Below are 21438 nucleotides of genomic sequence, written 5' to 3' on the forward strand. Positions count from 1 at the left end.
GGGGTCATGCCCTATAGTCAGTACACCTACGCGGAAGCCTTTTTCGATGAAAAGCAAGCTGCATGGAACACCGCTCATGTACATATGTTCCAGTTCTTCGGCGGTGTACCAAAGATCCTGATCCCTGATAATACGAAGACTGCAGTAGTCCACAATAAACGCTGGGAAGATCCGCAGGTGAACCGCTCCTACCATGAACTGGCAGAGCATTATGGAACTGCAATCATTCCTGCGCGGATACGCCATCCGAAAGACAAACCAAGTGCTGAAGGCAATGTCGGCCATGTATCGACTTGGATCATTGCCGCCCTGCGTGACGAACAGTTCTTTTCTCTTGCGGAACTCAACAAGGCGATTCAGGAAAAACTGAAAGCCTACAATGACCGGAAGTTCCAGAAAAAAGAGGGCAGCCGGTCAAGCCTCTTCCGCGATGAAGAACTGCCACGCCTGGCAAAGCTCCCAGCCACCCCATATGAAACCGCCGAATGGAAACAAGCGACAGTCCAGTACAATTATCACATAAGTATAGGAAAAATGCTATATTCCGTGCCTTATGCGTACATCGGCAAGAAGGTCGATGTCAGAGTGACTGAATCGATGATTGAGGTCTTTTACAAACAGGATCGTATCGCCTCTCACAGGAGGCTGAAAGGGCGTCCTGGCCAGTACAGTACCGTGCCGGAACACATGCCTCCTGATCACCAGAAGTACCTGGAATGGGACGGCGACCGGTTCCGCAAATGGGCCATAAAGATTGGAAGCAATACAAAACGTACCATTGATGCAATCCTTTCTTCAAAAGCAGTTGAACAGCAGGCTTATCGTGCTTGTATAGCTCTACTGAAGCTGGAAAAGCGTTATTCGGCAGAGTCCTTGGAAAGCGCCTGTGCAAAGGCTCTGGCATTCAATCCGAGCCCAAGCTATAAATCTGTACGCAACATCCTTGCTGCTGAAAATACGCTTTTACAGCAGAAGCAGACAGCTCAGACAAAGGCTACACCTCTACAGAATCCTTATGGGATAACCAGAGGAGCAAAGTACTACGGAGGTGAAAACCATGTCGAATGAATCTACAATCAATAAGCTCGTCGAGATGCGCATGACCCCGATGGCTGATGCCTTCCGAGCTCAGCTCAGGGATCCGAGCATCCGTGAAATCTCTTTTGAGGACCGTTTCGCCCTGATGGTCGATGCTGAATACAACAGCCGCAAGACCAACCGTCTGAAGCGCCTTATTATGGATGCCTCCTTCGATCAGCCTGAAGCTTACATCGGAGATATCAATTACGTCTCCGGCAGAAAACTCGATCGAGATCTGATTGGCAGGCTTGCTGGCTGCGAGTACATAACTGACAATCGGAACATCTTCATCACCGGAGCGACCGGATGCGGCAAGACCTATCTGGCATGCTCTCTCGGAATGGAGGCCTGTAAGCAGTACTACAAAACACTGTATGTCCGCCTTCCGGATCTTTTGATCGAATTGGCGGAGGCTAGGAGAAACGATACATACGAGAAAGCAATCAAGAAGTATTCAAAACCTGCACTCCTGATTATTGATGAATGGCTTCTTCTCCCGCTGACGCAGGAGCAACAGCCGGACATATTCGAGATCCTGAGCAAGAGATACCACAGGAAATCTACGGTCTTCTGTTCGCAATACAAGGAAGAGGGATGGTATCAGCAACTCGGTGGCAGTGACGCTCCTCTTACCGATGGCATTCTCGACAGGATCGTTCATGATGCCTATCGGATCGACATCGAGCCAGTCGATCCAACCAAAGACATCTCCATGAGGGAAGTCTATGGTCTACACAAGTAATCGCGACGGAGGTGGCTCAGTTCCTTCCGGACACCTGGCTCACCCGCCACCGGAAGGGCGGCTCCGCCGCACCGGAATATTCATATAAAAACCGCCAATCTATCGACTGACGGTTTACATCCAATTTTTGCAACAACCTGTTGCAAAAATCACCTATATGATTTTCTTAAATTTACTCAGTAATGGCATCAGCTCGTGCATAAAGAGTTTTGCGGCCTGCTCCAATTCTCACTAAAGTTCCATCTTCAACAAGTTTCTTTAAGGCTGACTCTACAGATGAACTTCCCAAACTAGGGCAACCAACAAGGACTTCTTGCTTTGAAAACTTACCTATACGCTCGCTGACATATACCTTAACTATATCGTATGACGTACTCTTCGCCCCAGATGTATAGGCAATAGATACCCTCGCTTCAAACTCCTTATAACATGACAGAATTATACTGAGCATATATTTGATAAATGGCTTAGGATCATTAGTTCCTTCATGCCATCCTTGGTCTGCTTTTTGAAGAGCGTCATAATATGCCTCTTTAGTATCAGCAATAGCTTTTTCTATACTGATATACTGCCCAACCATATATCCGCTACGATAAAGCAATAATAATGTCATCAATCTGCTCATACGACCATTGCCGTCATTAAACGGATGGATGCACAAGAAATCAAGCAGAAAACATGGTATGAGGATAAGCTCATCCACCAACTCTTTATCTAATGCCTCTTGGTATTTATCACAAATAGCATCGATTGCAGATGGCGTCTCGTATGGCTCAAGTGGCTTAAACAAAACTACTTTCTCACCTGTTTCAAGTACCATGTCAATTTCATTAGGTGTCGTTTTAAGAGGCTTCGTGCACATGTGTGGGTAGGAAATAGCCTCTGCCTACCATAATAACAATTGAAAAGGTCATCGGACTCTCGTAATGTATAGCTGTCGAAGAAATACAGAACGGAGATTCCAATGACCTCAGCTAATACATTATTGAAGAACATCCTTGACGTCAAGGGTGCAGTTGTTCAAGGCGCCGATTTTTCTGTTGATGTACATGGAGTAAAGAAGCTCACAGTCCGTATGCGTCCCAAAAATCGGGAGTCTGACCGCTGTCCGATCTGCGGCCGACATTGCTCTGTCTATGACAGATCCAGTATTATCCGGTCCTGGAGAGCCCTCGACTTTGCCGGCATCCTGGTGTACATCAATGCGTATACCCAGCGGATCAGATGTCCGAAGCACGGCGTTCTGGTTGCTGCCGTTCCATGGGCGTTCCACGATTCCGGATTCACCAAGAGCTTTGATCTGACTGCCACCTGGATGGCTGAGAATCTCAGCCGCAGCGCCGTAGCCGAGTACCTCCGGATCGACTGGAAGACCGTTGCCCGCTGCATCACAAGAGCCCGCAAATACATTGAGCCTGATCCAGGTAAACGGCTGGACAACCTTGTCAACATCGGAATCGATGAGACAAGCTATCGTAAGGGTCACAAGTACATTACCGTCATAGTGAACCACGATACCAATACGGTTGTCTGGGCAAGCAACAAGCACGGAAAAGAGATCTTTTCCAAGTTTCTGGAAAGCCTTACTCCAGAGCAGAGGGCATCCATAAAGGTTGTTACCGGTGACGGTGCCAGATGGATCGACCAGTGCATTGAAGAATACCTTCCGAACTGTGCACGCTGCGTTGATTCCTTCCACGTTGTAGAGTGGGCAAACGAAGCACTTGATGCTCTTCGCAAGGAAGCGTGGCGCGATGCCCATCAGGAACTCAAGGAGCTCAAGAAGACCGTTAAGCGCAAGCGCGGTCGCGGAGCTTTGAAGGATAAGGATTCCATTGCCGTCCATAAGGCGGAGGAGAAAGCGGCTGAAATAAAGGGCTCTGCTTACGCATTAGGGAAAGCACCGGAACACCTGACCAACAAGCAGGAAACGCAGCTGGCTGAAATCGCGGTCAGCAATAAACGTCTGTATCGTGGGTACCTGCTGAAAGAGCAGTTGAGGCTCATTCTTCATATGGACGATGCGGATGAGGCAAAGGAAGAACTGGACAGGTTCTTCTGGAGAGCCACCCACAGCCGCATCGATGAATTCAAGGAGCTTGGTCACAAGATCCGCCGGCATGAAGAGCACATCCTCAATACGATTCGATTGAAGATGAGCAATGCCAGAATCGAGTCGACCAACAACAAAATCAAATTGATCATCCGGAGAGCATTTGGCTTCCGAGATGTGGAGAGTATGATCGATATGATCATGCTTGTCTGCTCGAATATTAAGGTTCCTTTACCGAACAGGCCGATAGCGGAGCCAGAAAACTAACAATGGAGGGGCTTAACGGGCATTTCTGCCACGGATTTTACCCACAGGTACGCCCGAAGAGCCCGTTTTAAACTGCCCACCATAATTCAGATTCGTATATTTCAACAAATCTCTGTGCATTTGAAGAATATAATTACTACGAACCGGTATAACATCATAGTTTTCATGGACAAGATTCAGCACATTGCGATAACCAAGGATTTCTTCCTCATCCCTATTCTTTGGTGTTGTTTTATCTGCCACAAGCTGCTTCAATCTAGCATTTGTAGTGATAATACCTTCAATCCTATTGGATGCTTCGGTACTCTGTATCTTAGCAATTTCAATAAGTCTATTAAGCTCAACGGGCTTTTGGCGTAAATACAGCTCCTGCTTTCCCTTATACTCATGAATCTTTGAAATATAAGATATTATTTCATTGTCCCAAGTCCTATCTGCAAGATAAGAATAATCAAACTGTTTCATTGGCTAATACTCCTTTCTCCCAAGGAAAATCATTATCACCCAATTCACAATTTATTTTGGGAGATATTTATAACTGTTGGGAGAATAAATCCTACTCCCAATTATGCCGTTCTTTCTCCCAAATTACAACCAATTTTGGGATTTATTTATATTTTTCATCATCTCCCTTCTCTGTTCTTTAACCTTGGCCGATATCCTTCTCGGCTTACGATAACTAACGTACTGTTTAGGCATGGAATAGGTCTTATCGATATCTGTTTCACCTATGCACTTGTATACCTCTGGGAACTCGTTAACTAACGAGTCCAGTTTTCTTATAACGAACCTATCTCTGGTGAATACTACTGCATCAGATTCAGCCACGTTAAAGTTGATTATTGTTTCCTGCTCATACTTGGATAATTTGCTCACGCTCTCACCGCCTTTCGATTCTGCTTTTAAGAATTCTGATTTTCAGAAGTACGTCCTGCATACCACCAGAAGTATGATTTACATACCACATACAAACTACAATCATTACTCCATACAATCCGCTCCTAGCTTGTATTTCCGCAGTTCTTTCTGGTTGCCCTCTTGGTCTTCAATAATGATTTTCAGCACCGAACAGAACAGAACGGAAGGGATAGGATAGGATGAGATAAGATAGAATAGTTAATAGGGTATATCTTTATTCTCTTTTTCTTTGGTTCTTTCTTTTTCTCTTCTTTCTTAGGGGAAGAAGGAAGGGAAGATAAGAGAAGGAAGGGGAAGGGAAGGAGAACCACTCCCTCGATAATTACTGTGACAATGCAAAATAAAAAAGCCTCAATGAAATCTTCTCCATTAAGACTTTTTTAGAATCCGTTCTCACGATAATTACTGTATGAACTTTTCTTAAAATGCTATATTTCTACTCCACTTCTACCGCTATCTGGATTATGCTTTCCTTTCGTAGTTATTCTTCCAACGAATTGGGTATAACATGCTTCATGCCCTGGGACTTTGCTTATGTGTGATAAAGAAGCAATAGAAGTGCAAAAAATTTTGCCGTTCCTATCCGACACTTGGCCATTGTGTCGGATAGGTCGGGCGGTTATTCGGGCAAGTCAATCTTGCCGACAAAGCTGTAATAAATCTCAATGTCCTGCCTGCGGGTGCCGTTCTCATCATAGCTGCACTCATGCACCACAATTTTCTCGATCATTTCCCGCAAGAGAGTGGGGGTCAGTTCTTCAAAGGCAAGGTGCTTGCGGACAATGCCCATAAATTTCTCGGCGTTGACGGTAGCTGCCTGTGACTTGTCCAGTTCGGCTTGCAGGGCGGCGGCTCTCTTTTTCAGCTCCGCTTGCTCGGCTTCGTAGTCAGCCGACAGTTCCATGAAACGCTCATCGCTGATTTTGCCGTTTACATTGTCCTCATACAGCCGCTTGATAATGCGGCTGATTTCAGAAATGCGTTCCTGCGCCTGTTCAAGCTGCTTGATGGCTGCGGCGGTCTTTCGCTTGCCGCCGATCTCGTTCTGCTGGACAAGTAGTTTCACAAACCGGCTCTCATGCTTGGCTGCGTATTCGGTCACTTGCCGGAGATTTGCCAGGACACCAGCGGTCAACAGATCGGTGCGGATAAAGTGCGCCGTACAGTTGCGGGTGCGCTTCTTGTAGCTGCCGCAGATGTAGCAGTCCTGTTTGCGGTCTTTGTTCTGATACCGCTGCTGATACAGCACATGGCCGCAGTCGGCGCAGAACAAAATCCCGGAGAACAGCCCCACTTCATCGTAGCGGTTCGGGCGTTTGCGCTGTTTGCGTAACTCCTGCACCCGTTCCCATGTTTCCTTGTCGATGATCGGCTCATGGTGGTTCTCGAAAATGGCCTGCTTCTCGACGGGGTTCTCTATGCTGTGCTTGACCTTATAAGAAGGCTTTTCCGTTTTGAAGTTCACCAGACATCCGGTGTACTCTCGGTTTTCGAGGATATGAACGACGGTGTTGGTCGCCCATTTGCACTCATAGCCTGGGTGATAACGGCGGGTGCTGCCTGTCCGCTGATATTCCAGCGTCCCCGGCGTGGGGATTTGCTGCTCCGTCAGCATACGGGCAATCTTGGTCGGGCCGTTCCCGGCAAGGCAAAGCTGGTAAATCTGCTGCACCACCGGGGCGGCTTCCTCGTCTATAATAAAATTCTCGTCCTCGTCCATCACATAGCCGTAAACCGGCTTGCTGGTAACAGGCTTGCCGCTCATGCCTTTTGACTTTTTCACTGCCTTGATTTTCTTGCTCGTATCTCTCACCAGCCATTCATTGAACAGATTTCGCAGCGGGGTAAAATCGTTGTCCATGCCCTCGCTGGCACTGTCCACATTATCGTTGACAGCGATAAAACGCACACCCTTTTGAGGGAACAGCATTTCCGTGTAAAACCCTACCTGCAAGTAGTTTCGCCCTAACCGGCTCATGTCCTTGACGATGACCGTACCCACTTTCCCGGCTTCAATGTCCGCAAGCATGGCTTGAAATCCGGGCCGCTGGAAGTTCGCGCCGGAAAAACCGTCGTCGGTGTACCAGCGCAGATTGGTAAAGCCGTTCTGTTTTGCGTAGGTTTCGAGTATCCTTTTTTGGTTCGATATGGAATTACTCTCGCCTTGCAATTCATCCTCGTGGGACAATCTCGGATAAAGGGCGGTAATGAGGTTTTGGGTGGCTTGTCTTAACATAAAATCCTCCGTTTCCGACAGCCAGCCCCACTATTCCGTGGTTTCATTGTACCACGGAACGGCGGGGGCTGTACAGCGGCAAAAGCGTTAAATTTGCTTCTTTACAGCTTTTCAATTTTCCGATTTTTATGGTATGGGTTGTCGTCCCATATTTGCAGTAGAAAAGTTCATAACTCCGTGGTATACTCTGATTTAACAAAAAAATCAGAAGTTAAGGGAGAAAACATGAAGTATACAATAGATGAATTAACCGCGGCCAAAAGGCAAATTGATTCAACTCTGCACAAGCTAAGAGAAACAGTAAAAACATTTGAATCAAAGGATAATTCCGAGCGTTATAAATCACAAATCACATTGGCAAAGAGAAGAATAAAAGCCTTTGAAATTGCAAATTATTTTATAGAGAATGAGATTAAGAATTGCTAAAGCACTTCCGATTTTCGTTCCAGCGGTCATGCTCCCTGGCATGGCCGCTTTTCCATGCCCCGGTTCACGCCGGATAAGTCGGCTCCTGTGTAGCAGCGGCTTCCGCTTCCAGTACCCGCGCCATTTTGTCGGCGGCTGTGGTTGTGGTGTCTTTCTTGAAATAGCCGGACACGACAAGGACGGAATTGCCCATGCGGATTTCCGTCACACAGTCAGGGCGGCGGGTGGTGCGGGTGTCGTGCTGCTTGTTATCTGCCATAGGCAATACTCCTTTCAGTCGGTAATCAGTTTCTTCATGCTCTCCATTTTCCGCTTGGCGGTTTCCTGCCGGAAGTTGTCGCCGGTAAAGCGTACCGGGACGCACATGGAAAGCAGGCGGTCATAAATCCGGGAATGGGCGGTGTCCTCCGGGTTGTGCAGGTCGTCCAGCGTAAGGTTGGTCGTGACGATCAGCGGCTTGCCGCTGCGGTAACGGCTGTCAATCACATTGAACACCTGTTCCAGCCCGTATTCCGTCCCGCGTTCCATGCCGAAGTCGTCAAGGATCAGCAGCGGATAACGACAAAGGCGGGAAATGTACTCGTTGCGCCCCTCAAAGCTGGCGGCAAGGTCATTGAGGATAAGAGCAAAGTTCGTCATGCGGACGGGGATTTCTTTCTCCATGAGGGCGTTTGCGATACAGCCTGCAAGGTAGCTTTTGCCGGTGCCTACGCCGCCCCAGAACAGGCAGCCGATATTGTCTGTCCGCATATCTTCCCAATGCTCCACATACCGGCGGGCAAGCCCGGTCTGCGGGTTCCTGCCGTTGTCGTTCTCGAAAGTCCAGTCCCGCATGGTGGGGTCGGTAAAGCCCCGGCGTTTCAGTTCTTCCACGGTGTCAAGGTGTCTGCGCCGCTTTTCGGCGGCTTCCCGTTCCTCGCGGGCGGTTCTCTGGCAGTCGCACTCTGCCGGGTGGCGGTCGCGCCCGAAGATAGCGGCCTTATCCGGCGCAAAATAGGCTTCTTTCGGCTTGCGGCACTTGCCGCAGTACAGTAAACCGTCCTCGCCGGTGTAGTCCTCCAGCTCCGGGATGGTGGTCGTCATATTCTCCAAAACCGCGTTGATTTCATTCTTCATAAACTCTCGCCCTCCTTGCATGAGTAGTCTGGTATGCCCTTTTTAGGGGCTTCCTTTTTGTCGTTCCCCGCCCATATCCGCAGGGCGGCGGCATAGTTCTGGTAGCTTTTCCCGTTGGCGGCAAGGTAGCGGCTCATTTCCTCGATGAACCGTTCCAGCCTGTCAGGGTACTCTGCCTGCAACTCGTCGTATTCGGTCTGTGACAGAAAAATATTTCCATATCGGCCATAGGGCGCGGACGGCCCCCCACTCACTCCCTTTGTTTGGCTCTCTGTAAGGTTGTTTATAGTAGTTTGGTTAGGGGACGGTTTTCCGACCATCATAAGGTCGGTTTTCTGACCATCAGTAGGACGGTTTTCCGGCTCTATGAGGGGCGGACTTCCGGCCATCAGTTGGTCTGAAAACTGTACCTGTGGCACTGGCGGTACTTTGACATAAAGCCGGTTCGGTGCGGAGAAGCCGCCCCGTTCCCGTTCCAACAGCCCCGCCGTGTCCAGTTCATTAAGCGCCCCCTTGATGGTGGTGCTGCCTTTATCCAGTATTTCTGCTATCTCCGCGATGGGATAGATAATATAAATCCTGCCCTCGTCGTCCAGCCACTTGTTTTTCTGGGAGAGGGTGGAACGGTCTAACAGCAGCGAATACAGCAGCTTGGCGGTCTGTGAAATCTCCATTTTCAGCAGGAAACGGGGATACGGCAGATAGGCGGGCAGCCGCGTGTCTGCCCTGATATAATCAGCGATAGGATCACCTCCCTGTGTTCGGGTTGATTTTGGCGTATTGTCACGCATTAAAACGCCGTTTCCGGGGGAAAAGGATAAATGTATCGCGTACCCTTTGACACCCACGAAAAAAGCCTTGATTTATGCGGGTTTGAAAGGCTCTAAAGCGTGACATCTCTGCCTTTGTTTCCGCTTTCTCTCGGCGGCTTTGATTTTCTTCATGCGCCCGGCGCAGTCGGGGCAGTATTTTCCCCGGTTGGATTTGGGGACAAAGGCCGCCCCGCAGACGGCACACCGTTTCCGGCTTCCCCGGCACAAGAGGGCTGCGGCCAGCTCCCCGTCAAGGGGCAGGACAGCCACACGGAACCAGTGGCACATGAGGGAAAAGGAAATGCTCTGGACGCACACGCAAGGCTCCCCGTCGTCCAATAGCAGGCAGTTCCCCTCATCGTAGTTACAGCACTCATGTACCAGCCGCCGCGCCCGCCGGTGCTGGCGGTAGTCCATGCGGGGCAGGTTATCGCTCATGGCTCTGCTCCTTTCTGCGGTGCGGCTCGTCCCGGCGCAAAATCTGGTCGATGTTCCGCTTGACGGTCTGCAACTCCTTGAACCGCTGTTTCTGTTCGTGATAGGTGTTATACAGGCCGTCTTTCTCGGAGATAAGCTGCTCGATCTCGGCCTGCAACGCTTTCCGGGCGGGCAGCTTGGTAATGCCATGCGCCTTGAAATACCGGGCTGCTGCGTCGGCTATGATAAAATCGCTCTCATGGGCCTGCCGGTATGCGGCGCGGGCTTTCTCGGATTTCTGTGCCCGCAGCCCGTCGCGGGCGGCCTTGGTCTGGGCGTAGGCCAACACCTGCCGCTGCAACTTCTTTTTCCCTTGCAGCTTCGTTTCCAGTGCTTTCAGTTCGCCGCTGGTCTGGCGCATTTTCTGATAGGCGGTGTCAACGGCGGCTTCTAACTGCTCCGGGGAAGTAAAGCCGTATTGCTGGTAGACGGACAGCGTTTTGGCGGCCTGCTTCAGATTGTGTATCTTCGCCCAGCGTTCATAGCCCCGGCCTTTGCCCTCGGCCATTTTCTGCTCAATGTCCACAAGCCGCTGCACTCCGTCCTGTTTCGGGGCGGCTATCTCGGCTCTGGCAACCTGCAAGCGGTCTTTTATGGTGCGTGGGGGATCGGGGGATCTGGCTGGCGCTTCGGCTGCTCTGGCGGCGTTTTGCTCTAAAACGGCAAAGACAGCGGCGCGGTCAAAATCGTCGCCCAGCTTCCGGGCGGTAATTGGCTTTGTCCTGTCCGGCGTGAGGTAGGAAAGCCGCCCCCGGCTCTCCTTGACGGTCACACCCTCCTGCAGCAACAGAGAGGAAAACTCGTCAAAGCTGGCGGCGGTGGCAAGGGCTTTCCGTAGGGTCTGCCGCAGCTTCTCCTTGTTCGTTTCAAACTTGGTCTGCCGGGGCGTGATACTATCGGCAATCATGGGGGCGTTCTGCTTGTCCAGCGCGGCCTGTCCCTTTTTCTGCGCCCAATACTCCCGGTCGGTGACGCGGTTCTTGCTGCCGTTCAAGAGGTCGATTTGATAAAGCCCCTCCCGGTGGCACATCTCCATGACTTCGGATTTGAAGTAGCGCAGGGCAGCGTCGGTACATCGGTGCTTGCAGCCGACTTTCGTATCGGCCGGCCTGTCCATGTAGGGCAGGAACGGCACTTCCTCAATCCGCAGGCTGTTTATGACGATATGCACATGAATGTTGCCGCTGTGGTTATGCCCGTCCGGGTGGGTGCAGACAAGGGCCTGGTGGCCGGGAAAATGCTCTTTACAGAATTGTTCCCCCAACGCCTGCGCCCGGTCTACGGTCAGGCCGTTGTCCGGCCCGTCCCGCGGGTCAAAGCTGATGATGTAGTGGTGGCTTTTCACATCTTCCCGCCGCTGGTTTTTCTGATAGCGGAGATTGGCCCGCATACACGCAACGGCAAAATCCTCCCCGTCGCAGTTCAGCGTGGACAGCCGGTAGTCCTCGCGGGGGATAAGCCTGCCGGTTTCATCAAGGACGGGCTTCATGGTAAACTCGTCATGCTCAAAGAGAAGATATTGCTCGGCGGCTCCGTAGTCGGCGTTTTTAGAGTTGATATGCTTGAGTGTTGCCAACCGCGTCACCTACTTTCTTGAGGACTTCATACTTGAGGACGGCAAGGTCGGATATGGCGGCGCGTACCTCGCCGGAAAGGGTGTTGTAGGGTACGCCGTATTCGTTCAGATACCGGGCAATCTGATTGAGGTTGCCGCCGATCCTGCCGTACTCGGCTGTCAGCTTCCCGACAGCGGAAAGCAACTCGTCATTGACCGACGACACATGGACAACCGGGCGTATGGTCGCCCGCCGTATCGCCTGCCGGAGAAATTCGGACTGGCTGATACCATAGGGCGCAAGCCGCGCTGTGAAGTCGGCATACTCATCTTCGGACAGCCGGGTTTTCACAACGCGGCTGCGGTGGGGCGTGTTGTATTTCTTTCGCATGGTGTGACCTCCTTTCTCGCCCGTAAGGGCGCATGAGCAGGGTTTGGGGAAGGCACTCCCCAACAAGTTTCCCGCGAGGGGCAAAACTGCAGAATTGCGGATTTTGGCACCGTGGTAGAAACTTGCTCTCCGTGACTGCAAACTTTCTCTCACTTCCGTCCGCCACTTTTTTGGAAAACTGCAACCACAAAAGTTTGTTTCTCTTTTTCTGCTACTACTAATCCTGTAAAGGGCATTCCTGCCCGCTTTCGCTAAAATGACACCGGACGCAGTGGTTTCTACCCGGTGTTGGAGAAATCCTTTCTCTTTGCCCTCTACTACGGGTAAATGCTCCAAATGCCAAACACCAGGGCAGAAAAATTCCCTCCTCGCTTACTACTACAACCGGCAGGGGGCAAAATGGCCGGGAGCGGAGCCGGACAACAAAAAAAGCAGTAAATCTTTTTCAAGACTTACTGCTTTCGCTGGCCGCGTCGGTGGCGGCTGGTATTCAGTTTTTATGACTTGTCCGGTGGTTCGTCAAGCCGGAACTTGAATTGACAGTCAATTAACCGCTGCTTTACATAGTCCTCCACCTCGGCGTTGACCTGCCCGTTCACTTTTGAGAAATAGCGGATATATCCGGCGTAGTGGAGCAGGACAGCGTTCACGGCTTCTGGGTCGCCCTCACGGGCTTTGAGGATTGTTTCATAGGGGAGAAGTCTACTCATACCGGCTCACCCCCATTTCTTCGCGTAGCCGCTGCAAGGCAAGCTGGATATGCCGCCCCGCTGTGCTGCGTGACCGGCCAATACACGCGCCGATCACGCGCTGCGGCTGGCGCAGAAAGTAATAGCGCAGGATTTCTTCCCGCGTCTGCTCCGGCAAAACAGAGATCGCGTCGGCAAGGGCGGCGTTGCAGAGCAGGACGGTCTGACCGCAGACGGTAAATGGGTATTCCTCGTCCGGCTCCGACGCGGCAAACTGGACAAACTTCTCGTTCATCAGATAGTCAAGGGAAACTTGCCGTTCCCATTGCCGTTTAAGCTTCAAAATCTTGTCCAAGGCGGCACAGCGGATAACAGTCTTGCAAAAGGCGTTGTACCTGCGCTGGATATATTCTTGATAGGCTATCTGGTCGGTCATGGAAATTCCCCTTTCTGAATAATAGTGCGGGGCGGTGGCACTTCTTGCTGTCGCCCCTTGATTGCCTACCAGCAAAGGCGGGCGGGGCTGTCAACGGCTGCGCATATGCGCCGTTCATCTTGACCGTTGACTGGCTCGGCTGGGTTTGCTATTTACCCGACAAACTTGAATTTATTTTAAGCTATCACGTTTTACCTTCTTAAGCCTTACTATCATTACCATAGGAATTTCTTTGTTGGTTTTAAAACATTCTTCATAAAATCCATCAATGACAAATCCAGCTCTAAAACAAAGGTTAAAAATATCTTGTATGGAACGATGATAATAAATCTGCTCTTTCGGTTGCCCTTCAATCGCTATATCATAGTAACTGTGCGGTGTCATATATTTTTCAGTCAACGTGACAAAACAAGGGTGTTGCGTTGCAAAGACAAAAATTCCGCTTTCCTGCAACAGTTCATAAACAGCCATAAGAAGTGGTTCAATATCCGTAATATCCATAATTGCCATATTAGAAACTGCTTTCGTAAAGGCTCGATTTCTTTTTAATTCTAATATACTTTTTCTATCGGTCGCATCCGCCACACAAAATTCAATTTGTTTTGCATATTGTGATTGCCGTCTTTTAGCCAATTCTATCATTTTTTTGCTGTAATCAAAAGCGACAACCGAAGCGCCTCTTTGTGCAAGATACGAAGAATAATTTCCATTGCCACACGCAATATCCAAAATGTAATCCGCAGGATTAGGAGATAGAAGTTCCGTTACTTTGGGACGCACTACCTCTCTGTGAAATTCATTAGATTCGTCACCCATTGCATTATCCCAAAATTGTGCGTTCTCCTCCCAGATTTTTTTACTTTCCTCTGTTCCCATGTTCTCTCCCACTCCCCAAATTTGCTTTTTTGCTTCCATTAAATCTTCCTTACTATATTCCATTGTTACCCTCCATAACTTCTGATTGTTGCCGTCTTGACGATTATGTATCTTTACATTACCTTCTGAAACATATGGCGCACCTTGTCCAGGCGGCTGTTTGGACGGCGGGGCTGGATGACTGGCTTGCCGACAGCGGCCTGATACCCTTTCAGTTCTGTAAGGCATACGCTCTGCCCGTTGGTGTAAAAGGCCAGATCAGTACGGTATGCCTGTATACAGCGGGCGGGAATCTCGCCAGTAAAGACAACTTCATCCTTTTTTTCCTGGACCGTTTCGATGGTGGCACAGTATTTCGGTGCATCATGATAAGCCCTGGAAAGATATTCCCGGGGCGCATAGAGGGTGAAGGAGAGATAAGGTTCCAGCAGTTGCGTCCCTGATTCCTTCAATGCCTGTTCCAATACAATCGGGGCCAATGAGCGGAAGTCCGCCGGCGTGCTGACCGGACTGTAATAAAGCCCGTATTCAAAGCAAATCTTACAGTCCGTTACGTTCCAGCCGAACAAGCCCTGCTCCAGCCCGTAACGGATACCATCCCTGACAGCGTTTTGAAAACTCTGGTTCAAGTATCCCAGCGAAACCCGGCTCTCGTATTGTACACCGGAGCCAAGCGGGAGTGGTGTAACAGACAGTCCGATGGATGCCCAAAACGGGTTGGGCGGCACCTCGATATGGATGGTGTGGCTGGCTGCTTTGAGCGGCCGCTCCATATAAATGACGGTGGGTTCCTTTACCACTGTTTCAAGCTTGTATTTTTCCGACAGCAAAGCGGAAACAACCTCCAACTGCACCCGGCCCAAAAAAGAAAGAATGATCTCATGGGTGATGGAATCCACCTCGCAGCGCAAAAGCGGGTCAGTATCCGCAAGTTGCGTAAGAGCGTCCAGCAGCCGTTCTCTTTGCGCTGCCGTTTTCGGCGCAATCGACGTCCGCAGCATGGGGAGGGGGTCCTCACGCCACCTTTTACGAGGGAGCCGGGTTGGGTCCCCTAATACATCGTTTAACCTCACGCTGTCGCTGGGAAGGATAACAATTTCACCCGGATAAGCGGTGTCTGTCCGAACAATTTCCCCTTTGGATGGAATACGCATCTCTGTGATTTTCAGCTTTTCTCTCCCGGCCAGGGCCACCGTATCCCGCAGGCGCAGCGTTCCGCTGTATAGCCGTAGATAGACACGCCGCTGGCCGCAATCTGTATACTCCACCTTGAAAACGCTGCCGCATAGGGCGGCGCTCCCCTGTTCCCCAATCGGTTGGAACAGCCCTGTCACCGCATCCATCAACGGTTGAATGCCAAGGCCCTTTTTGGCGCTGCCATAATAGACCGGGAACAGGGAGGCGTCTTGAACCCGCCGCTGTTCCTCCCGCACAAGTTTTTCCCGGCTGATTGGTTCTCCTGCGATATACTTTTCCAATAATTTATCGTTATTTTCGATGACCGCATCCCATGCTTCTATGTCGGTATTTTCCTCCAGGACTATTTCCGGGGACAGCGACACCGTCTGCTTGATGATAATATCGGCGGAGAGCTTATCCCGAACAGACTGAACCACGCTCTGCAAATCAACGCCAGCCTGGTCGATCTTGTTGATAAAGATAACGGTGGGAATGTTCATTTTCCGCAGGGCATGGAACAGAATACGGGTCTGGGCCTGCACGCCATCTTTAGCGGAGATCACCAAGATGGCCCCATCTAAAACAGCCAAAGAGCGGTACACCTCCGCCAAAAAATCCATGTGGCCGGGCGTATCCACAATGTTGACTTTACATCTGTGCCACTGGAAGGAAGTGACTGCCGCTTGAATGGTAATCCCACGCTGCCGCTCCAAAAACATGGTGTCCGTCCTCGTTGTCCCTTTTTCGACGCTCCCCGGTTCTGAAATGGCTCCGCTGGCATATAGCAGGCTCTCCGTCAAGGTCGTCTTTCCAGCGTCTACATGGGCAAGAATTCCAATATTGATTATTTTCATGTGATTGTCCTCCCTTTACTGCCCCGAAGGGCATAAAAATCCCCAGCAGTAAAATACTTTTACCACTGGGGATGATAATTTGCGGACATACACATATACAGCATACACCTGTTTGTGAGTGCTGTTTTTGGGGATATGTCAAAATTGATAAGGCAAAAGTATTCTTAAATTGGGTACAAAAAACTAAGCCCCTACAAAAGGGACTATCATAATCCTTTGTTCCCACTATTTGATTATAGTTTTATTTAAGAATACCTTGCCGCATATTTTTTACTCCTTTTCTGTAATTGAATTATTATATCACATCAGTTTTAGGAAAACAAGTATCTAAAAGAAATTTTTCTTCCCCTTATATGTAACAATCATACCGGCTTCCTAACGTTCAGAATGGTTTCTACTGTCTGCTGCGGTGTTTGGTTGGAATTGTCCAGCCAAAAGCCGATCCGTGGTGTTGTCTGCATTTTACTAAATACAAATTCAATGTATACAGAAAGAAATATATAAGGAGTGGGAGGGATTCCGCCGTAGTCGGCATTGTAGGAAAATCCAAAAGTTTAGATTTTCTCAAAATGCTTATCTTTTGGTCTTTGGTTCGGAATAGTGTAGTGCTGGCGGTCTATCTATTGTTTTCGGTTGCTTGCTTCTTTACCGTACATGAGCATTCGCGCTGGGATTATCGATGCCGTAACCTTCCAGATGGTTGATTGCTCCCCAGATGCCAAGACCTGCACCAAGTGCAACAACAAGAGTCTGCAGTACGGTGATTACGCTGTTTAAAAAATGTCAGTTTCACAGATTATATGTGTTATTTTAATTCTAGTTGGAATTGTTGGATTAAAAATATTAACAAAGGATTAAGGAGAACTATGTTTAGAAAGATGAGAAGATTTAAGCAACAGATTACAGAGGAACAGTGCATTGAGGTGCTTAAAAATGCAAAGCGTGGTGTACTATCCCTTATTGGTGAGGATGGTTATCCGTATGGTTTGCCCATTAACCAATGGTATTGTGAAGAGGATGGGAAAATCTATTTTCATGGGGCCAAGGAAGGTCACAAGATTGATGCAATTAAGGCTTGTGATAAAGTAAGCTTCTGTACATGGGATGAAGGCTATCGGAAAAACGACGATTGGGCTTTAAATATTAACAGCGTAATTGTATTTGGCAGAATCAAGCTTGTTGAGGATGAGGATACTGCAATAAAAATCTGTACCAATCTCACAAAAAAGTTCACGGATGATGAAGAGTATTTACAAAAGGAATTGAAAAATGCTCTGCCGAGAGTACAGTGCCTTGAACTCATTCCTGAGCATATGACAGGTAAGCTGGTTAATGAATCATAAATATTGTCTGCTCTGAACCAGATGGTCGGGCACCCTCGCTTCCCGCAGCTGCTGCTTCTGTTAACACGGTATCGGCACGAGGCAATTCCTCTGCATGAATTGTTTGAATTACTAATGACCAATTTCCGACATTCTTTTGTATAGCTTAGCCGCAATAAGCATAATCATCAGTGTCCAGAAGGCAATCCATATTTCAACTGCCCACAGAGGCAGAATACCTCTCTGATACAGCGCCGGAAAGGTATCTGCCAGCATATGCAGCAGAATGGCCGCGGGCAGGCAGACGGACCGTCAGGATCTCGATCCCACCGTGGCCGATTCCGTATATCACCGCATTTTCACGGGTGCGGTCCTTTTTCAGATTGTATTTCAGAATGATAAGCCGTCCGCATTCTTCGAAAATTCCTGCCATCGTGATCCCATAAAGGACGAAAGCGGCTGTGTTTCCGTTAATGAAGCGCGAAACAGGATTGTCTGCCACGATGTAGAAATAGTGTACGCCCACTTCCAGCATCCGGGCAGAAATGACAAAACCGGCAGCACCGGCAATAAGCCAGCTAATCTTTGTCTGTTCTTTATTATTCTCAAATACGCTCATGCGCCATCACATCCCCAGACTTCCACGCAGAAGCCTTTGTGACCGCAGGAAGTGCAGGTAAGCTTTCGGGCTGTGGGGGTATGATTTGCCCAGAAGGCTTCCTTCAGAGTGGGTTTAAATACCTCATGGCATTCCGGACAGATGTATTTCACATGTGCGAAATAGTATCGGCTGATCAGAATCCCCCAGGGGATCGCCACCAGGAGCCAGATAATGAACGGCCACCAGATACCTTTGACGATCCAGAAGATGATGGAAAACCACTGCAGCGCCGTGACCGGAAGCCCGGTCAGGAGCATCATCAGATGCAGTTTCTTCAGTTTTTTCTTGCCTTCCATAATGACGGCTATGTCACCGATCGTTTCGAGGGAGAATTCTGTTTTGCCTTTCAGTCCGTTTTTCAGCTCACGGAGCTTCAGAAGCTTTTCCTCCTTGTCAGTGATTTCATCTGAAAGAGCCTTCTCCTGCTGTTCTATCAGCAGGGAGATCACCTTTTCAGGATGCTCTTCCTTCAGAATCTGAGCAATCGCGCCGATGGGAAGATCCAGTTCACGCAGAAAGCAGATAATCTTCATACGCTTCAGATCGTCTTCCGAGTAGAGCCGTCTCCCGCCTTCGGAAAGTTCGCTGGGAATCAGGATCCCTCTTGTATCATAGTACTGGACCGTCCGGACAGTGACGCTACAAAGCTTTGCAATCTCTCCTGTCGAGTATTTTGACATAGCCTTCGCCTCCTTTCGCCATGTATTATGCATCATGACGCTACGTAACAAGCAATACCTTACGCAGGGGGATTTTTTAAAAAGCCAGAGAACCATCAGATCATTTGAAAATGCCTGAATACCTCTATGATCGTGTCTTCCTTTTCCTTCGGCGTCTCCGGCGACCGGCTGTCCTCACTCTCCGTCGCCGTCACATCCATTCTCGTCCATATCGACCTTCACGCTGATGTGATTCTTTGTCTCAGAAAGTTTGGACAAAAGACATACTGTCTCCACGCGCCCCGAGACAGTGGAAAACATAATCACGCTGCCCGACTGTTTGTGGGAACATATCGAAAATTTGCCCCTGTTTGCGGAAACATATCTAAAACTCAGGTATCAAATGAGGAAACATATCTAAAGGAATCAAGGCGACAAACTGGAAGTTAGCGATTTCTTTTTCCGGTATTCTCTGTCCCACGGATTTCCTCATGATAGAAATAATCTACGATCACCGGATGACCCTGCGGGACTCTGCCGTAAGGCATTTCATTATCCGCAAAGACACAATCATACTTCTTAGCCATTTCCTCAGCTTTTACTTCAAGTGCTTCAAAGTAGCTACGGTTATGCTTGTTATAGATCTCGTCGTAAAGTGGTACAAGATCAGGATATTTTCCAGCGATATAATCCATAATTGTCTTTTTGAAACCGCCTCGAAGATTGAGATTTTCGAGCCAGAACAGATCGCACTGATCCTTTACCCGCTCAAAGATTGCTTCAAAATCCGTGATACCGGGGAATACCGGGGATACGAAACAGACTGTACGGATACCTGCCTCATATACCTGCTTCATAGCAGCGATACGGCGCTCAATGCTCGAAGCAGAATCCATATCATTCTTGAAATTTTCATCTAGTGTGTTGATCGACCATGAAACGGTTACTCGTCCAAGCTTCTTCAGCAGATCAATATCCCGTACCACAAGATCCGACTTTGTGCAGATCAGAATATCTGCGTCACTGCCAATCAGCTGCTCCAGAAGTCTTCTGGTATTCCCGAATTGCTCCTCCTGTGGATTGTAGCCATCTGTCACAGAACCGATGACCACCCGCTGTCCGGCATATTTCTTCGGATTTTTAATTTCCGGCCAATGCTTCACATCAAGGAAAGTGCCCCATTCCTCCTTGTGCCCGGTAAAGCGCTTCATAAAAGAAGCATAGCAATACTTGCAGGCATGTGTACAGCCCACATAGGGATTGACCGAGTAACCACCTACCGGCAGACTAGACTTAGTCATAATGTTCTTTGTTTCCACCTCACGAATGAGGATTCCATTTATTTCTTCTTCCATGATTTCTGTACCTCTAACACTTTATTAAATTCTTCCGGCATTTCCTGAATCATATTTTCATCCCCTATGATAGGGACAAGGTCTTCCTTCATAAACACCGGAATGCCAAGCTTATGTGCCTGGTCCGCCAGAGACCATGCCCATTCCGGCTCCGTATGAATCTTCCTGCTCTGAGCTCCGGTCATGGTGCCGACAACGATCCAATTGATTCCGGAAAGGTTAACTGTGCCGGGATCGTCGAATAACGGCTCAAAGGTAACATGGTAATGTTTTGCTCTGACGTTTTTCCGAAGGGCGTTGATACGCCACAGTTCTGCTTTCCTCGTCACCGTAACGCCAAACCATGCGTTTTCCAGATCGGTATCAAAATCCATCAAATCAGGTCGCTTGGTAAGGAACAGGAACTGATGCTGTGGATTTTCACGGATCTTTACAAATACCTCGTCTCTCCATTCCGGCTTCCATCCGGAAAGATCGCTCATCCCAGTAAGAAGAAAGTTCTGCGGACGTTTCTTTTCCATCATCTTGAGCTTACCCGGAAAGAATTCAGGGTCAGAGAAGTCTTCAATCATATGCCAGCGTTTCACGTTGTTGCGGGCATAGCAATATGTACATCCCACTGTGCAGCCAATAACGATATTCATGTTCTGAATCTGATCTTTGATACAAATACTCATGACTTCTGCCACTCCTCAAGATTCTTTCTGATGCGGTCGAGGCATTCCTCAAACCGGGTAATTTCTTCCTCTGAAAAACCTTTGTAATAAATACTGCCCATCTCATCAGATACAGAATCGTACTCGCCCTTTAAGGCATGTGCTTTCTCAGTCAGAAACAGGAGTGTTTTCCTTTTGTCCGTTTCAGACTGAACACGGCTTATCAGCCCTTGATTTTCCATTCTTTCCAGCATCGTAGTAAGAGATGTTATCGCTAATCCGCATTTAGTCGAGAGTGACCTGATTGAGATACCATCCTCCTGCCACAGCACATAAAGAATACGCCCCTGAGCTCCATTAAATGCATCAATATTCTTTTCACTGAGAATTTTCTCGAAAATCCGGTCTCCAAGCTGTTTTATTTTGGTGACAAGAAATCCTCCATTCATTTCCATACAAAAGCTCCTATATAGTAGTTTATTAAAAACATACTATATAGGAGCTTTATTATCAACAGTTTATATGTCTTAATAGGTAAATTCCATTTTTTTCAATTCTCCAAACTCCGATTCTTAATATATGAGTAGAGGCTTTCATAGTCTCTGCTCTTTCTTTATGATGAAGGTGATTGGTCTGACGTAATTTCCGATTGGGACACCACGCCCGAAGTTAAATGTG

Annotated in this window: 25 protein-coding genes and 1 pseudogene; 5 read left to right on the forward strand and 21 right to left on the reverse strand. The window is 48.7% G+C overall.

Annotation, left to right across the window (positions count from 1 at the left end; genetic code table 11):
* Positions 1-1068, forward strand: a 1068-nt coding sequence (istA, locus tag ACTQ1N_RS11220; protein WP_441956813.1) for an IS21 family transposase, incomplete at its 5' end; no start/stop codon positions are given.
* The gene (istB, locus tag ACTQ1N_RS11225) at positions 1058-1822 is read left to right on the forward strand and encodes an IS21-like element helper ATPase IstB (RefSeq protein ID WP_441956814.1); all 765 of its coding nucleotides are present in this window, start codon (positions 1058-1060) and stop codon (positions 1820-1822) included. The genes istA and istB, both read left to right, overlap by 11 nt.
* A 172-nt stretch (positions 1823-1994) precedes the next feature.
* Here the strand turns inward: istB and ACTQ1N_RS11230 are convergent, their stop codons facing one another.
* On the reverse strand, positions 1995-2642 hold the full coding sequence (locus ACTQ1N_RS11230; protein ID WP_441956815.1) for a Fic family protein: 648 nt from the start codon (positions 2640-2642) through the stop codon (positions 1995-1997).
* Between the two features lie 144 nt (positions 2643-2786).
* Between ACTQ1N_RS11230 and ACTQ1N_RS11235 the strand changes: the two genes are divergently transcribed.
* The gene (locus ACTQ1N_RS11235; protein ID WP_441956816.1) at positions 2787-4142 is read left to right on the forward strand and encodes an ISL3 family transposase; all 1356 of its coding nucleotides are present in this window, start codon (positions 2787-2789) and stop codon (positions 4140-4142) included.
* A gap of 12 nt (positions 4143-4154) precedes the next feature.
* On the opposite strand, the gene ACTQ1N_RS11240 is transcribed toward ACTQ1N_RS11235, so the two are convergent.
* The 4 genes and pseudogenes from ACTQ1N_RS11240 to ACTQ1N_RS11255 form a co-directional block, all read right to left on the reverse strand.
* A complete protein-coding gene (locus ACTQ1N_RS11240; protein WP_441956817.1) occupies positions 4155-4607 on the reverse strand; it encodes a hypothetical protein in 453 nt (150 codons plus the stop codon).
* 123 nt (positions 4608-4730) lie between these two features.
* Positions 4731-5018 (reverse strand): hypothetical protein, encoded by a 288-nt coding sequence (locus ACTQ1N_RS11245; RefSeq protein WP_441956818.1) that lies wholly within the window; start codon positions 5016-5018, stop codon positions 4731-4733.
* 577 nt (positions 5019-5595) lie between these two features.
* Positions 5596-5658 (reverse strand): annotated as a pseudogene (locus ACTQ1N_RS11250) (Maff2 family mobile element protein); the annotation flags it as partial.
* A 21-nt stretch (positions 5659-5679) separates the two neighbouring features.
* Positions 5680-7296: a recombinase family protein gene (locus tag ACTQ1N_RS11255; RefSeq protein ID WP_002596236.1), complete on the reverse strand. Its 1617-nt coding sequence runs from the start codon at positions 7294-7296 to the stop codon at positions 5680-5682.
* Positions 7297-7521: 225 nt separating this feature from the next.
* Here ACTQ1N_RS11255 and ACTQ1N_RS11260 point away from each other — a divergent pair, with 225 nt between their 5' ends.
* Entirely contained in the window at positions 7522-7722 is a 201-nt protein-coding gene (locus tag ACTQ1N_RS11260) for a hypothetical protein (RefSeq protein WP_002596235.1), read from the forward strand.
* A 64-nt stretch (positions 7723-7786) separates the two neighbouring features.
* Here ACTQ1N_RS11260 and ACTQ1N_RS11265 read toward each other — a convergent pair whose 3' ends face one another.
* The 11 genes from ACTQ1N_RS11265 to ACTQ1N_RS11315 form a co-directional block, all read right to left on the reverse strand.
* Entirely contained in the window at positions 7787-7981 is a 195-nt protein-coding gene (locus tag ACTQ1N_RS11265; RefSeq protein WP_002596234.1) for a transposon-encoded TnpW family protein, read from the reverse strand.
* A gap of 14 nt (positions 7982-7995) precedes the next feature.
* On the reverse strand, positions 7996-8838 hold the full coding sequence (locus tag ACTQ1N_RS11270) for an ATP-binding protein (RefSeq protein WP_441956819.1): 843 nt from the start codon (positions 8836-8838) through the stop codon (positions 7996-7998).
* The gene (locus tag ACTQ1N_RS11275; protein WP_087325174.1) at positions 8835-9569 is read right to left on the reverse strand and encodes a replication initiator protein A; all 735 of its coding nucleotides are present in this window, start codon (positions 9567-9569) and stop codon (positions 8835-8837) included. The genes ACTQ1N_RS11270 and ACTQ1N_RS11275 overlap by 4 nt, the downstream gene beginning before the upstream one ends.
* Before the next feature lie 132 nt (positions 9570-9701).
* Positions 9702-10088, reverse strand: coding sequence for a cysteine-rich VLP domain-containing protein (locus ACTQ1N_RS11280; protein WP_102365025.1), 387 nt, complete (start codon positions 10086-10088; stop codon positions 9702-9704).
* Positions 10078-11703, reverse strand: coding sequence for a relaxase/mobilization nuclease domain-containing protein (locus ACTQ1N_RS11285; protein WP_002596230.1), 1626 nt, complete (start codon positions 11701-11703; stop codon positions 10078-10080). The genes ACTQ1N_RS11280 and ACTQ1N_RS11285 overlap by 11 nt, the downstream gene beginning before the upstream one ends.
* Positions 11675-12073: a plasmid mobilization protein gene (locus tag ACTQ1N_RS11290; RefSeq protein ID WP_002596229.1), complete on the reverse strand. Its 399-nt coding sequence runs from the start codon at positions 12071-12073 to the stop codon at positions 11675-11677. The genes ACTQ1N_RS11285 and ACTQ1N_RS11290 overlap by 29 nt, the downstream gene beginning before the upstream one ends.
* A gap of 497 nt (positions 12074-12570) precedes the next feature.
* Positions 12571-12783 carry a helix-turn-helix domain-containing protein gene (locus ACTQ1N_RS11295; RefSeq protein WP_002586615.1) on the reverse strand — a complete coding sequence of 71 codons (213 nt, stop codon included), beginning with the start codon at positions 12781-12783 and terminating at the stop codon, positions 12571-12573.
* On the reverse strand, positions 12776-13198 hold the full coding sequence (locus ACTQ1N_RS11300) for a sigma-70 family RNA polymerase sigma factor (protein WP_002586616.1): 423 nt from the start codon (positions 13196-13198) through the stop codon (positions 12776-12778). Before ACTQ1N_RS11300 ends, ACTQ1N_RS11295 begins: the two co-directional genes overlap by 8 nt.
* 171 nt (positions 13199-13369) lie before the next feature.
* Positions 13370-14137 carry a class I SAM-dependent methyltransferase gene (locus ACTQ1N_RS11305; protein WP_002586626.1) on the reverse strand — a complete coding sequence of 256 codons (768 nt, stop codon included), beginning with the start codon at positions 14135-14137 and terminating at the stop codon, positions 13370-13372.
* 50 nt (positions 14138-14187) lie between these two features.
* Positions 14188-16107 carry a tetracycline resistance ribosomal protection protein Tet(W) gene (gene tet(W) / locus ACTQ1N_RS11310; RefSeq protein ID WP_441079679.1) on the reverse strand — a complete coding sequence of 640 codons (1920 nt, stop codon included), beginning with the start codon at positions 16105-16107 and terminating at the stop codon, positions 14188-14190.
* A 645-nt stretch (positions 16108-16752) separates the two neighbouring features.
* Positions 16753-16872, reverse strand: coding sequence for a Maff2 family mobile element protein (locus ACTQ1N_RS11315; RefSeq protein ID WP_441956825.1), 120 nt, complete (start codon positions 16870-16872; stop codon positions 16753-16755).
* Positions 16873-16973: 101 nt separating this feature from the next.
* Here ACTQ1N_RS11315 and ACTQ1N_RS11320 point away from each other — a divergent pair, with 101 nt between their 5' ends.
* The gene (locus tag ACTQ1N_RS11320; protein WP_441956820.1) at positions 16974-17450 is read left to right on the forward strand and encodes a pyridoxamine 5'-phosphate oxidase family protein; all 477 of its coding nucleotides are present in this window, start codon (positions 16974-16976) and stop codon (positions 17448-17450) included.
* A gap of 193 nt (positions 17451-17643) precedes the next feature.
* Here the strand turns inward: ACTQ1N_RS11320 and ACTQ1N_RS11325 are convergent, their stop codons facing one another.
* The 5 genes from ACTQ1N_RS11325 to ACTQ1N_RS11345 all read right to left on the reverse strand — a co-directional run bounded on the left by ACTQ1N_RS11325 (position 17644) and on the right by ACTQ1N_RS11345 (position 21215).
* A complete protein-coding gene (locus tag ACTQ1N_RS11325) occupies positions 17644-18048 on the reverse strand; it encodes a YhfC family glutamic-type intramembrane protease (protein ID WP_441956821.1) in 405 nt (134 codons plus the stop codon).
* A complete protein-coding gene (locus ACTQ1N_RS11330; RefSeq protein WP_441956822.1) occupies positions 18045-18770 on the reverse strand; it encodes a MerR family transcriptional regulator in 726 nt (241 codons plus the stop codon). The genes ACTQ1N_RS11325 and ACTQ1N_RS11330 overlap by 4 nt, the downstream gene beginning before the upstream one ends.
* Before the next feature lie 425 nt (positions 18771-19195).
* Positions 19196-20104, reverse strand: a complete 909-nt coding sequence (locus ACTQ1N_RS11335; RefSeq protein ID WP_441956823.1) for a radical SAM mobile pair protein B — start codon at positions 20102-20104, stop codon at positions 19196-19198.
* The gene (locus tag ACTQ1N_RS11340) at positions 20089-20781 is read right to left on the reverse strand and encodes a radical SAM mobile pair protein A (RefSeq protein WP_441956824.1); all 693 of its coding nucleotides are present in this window, start codon (positions 20779-20781) and stop codon (positions 20089-20091) included. The genes ACTQ1N_RS11335 and ACTQ1N_RS11340 overlap by 16 nt, the downstream gene beginning before the upstream one ends.
* Positions 20778-21215 (reverse strand): radical SAM mobile pair system MarR family transcriptional regulator, encoded by a 438-nt coding sequence (locus tag ACTQ1N_RS11345; protein ID WP_004853467.1) that lies wholly within the window; start codon positions 21213-21215, stop codon positions 20778-20780. Before ACTQ1N_RS11345 ends, ACTQ1N_RS11340 begins: the two co-directional genes overlap by 4 nt.
* Between the last annotated feature and the right edge of the window lie 223 nt (positions 21216-21438).

Source organism: Porcincola sp. LCP21S3_C12 (assembly GCF_052118625.1).
In the GTDB taxonomy this organism is placed as follows: Bacteria; Bacillota; Clostridia; order Lachnospirales; family Lachnospiraceae; genus Porcincola.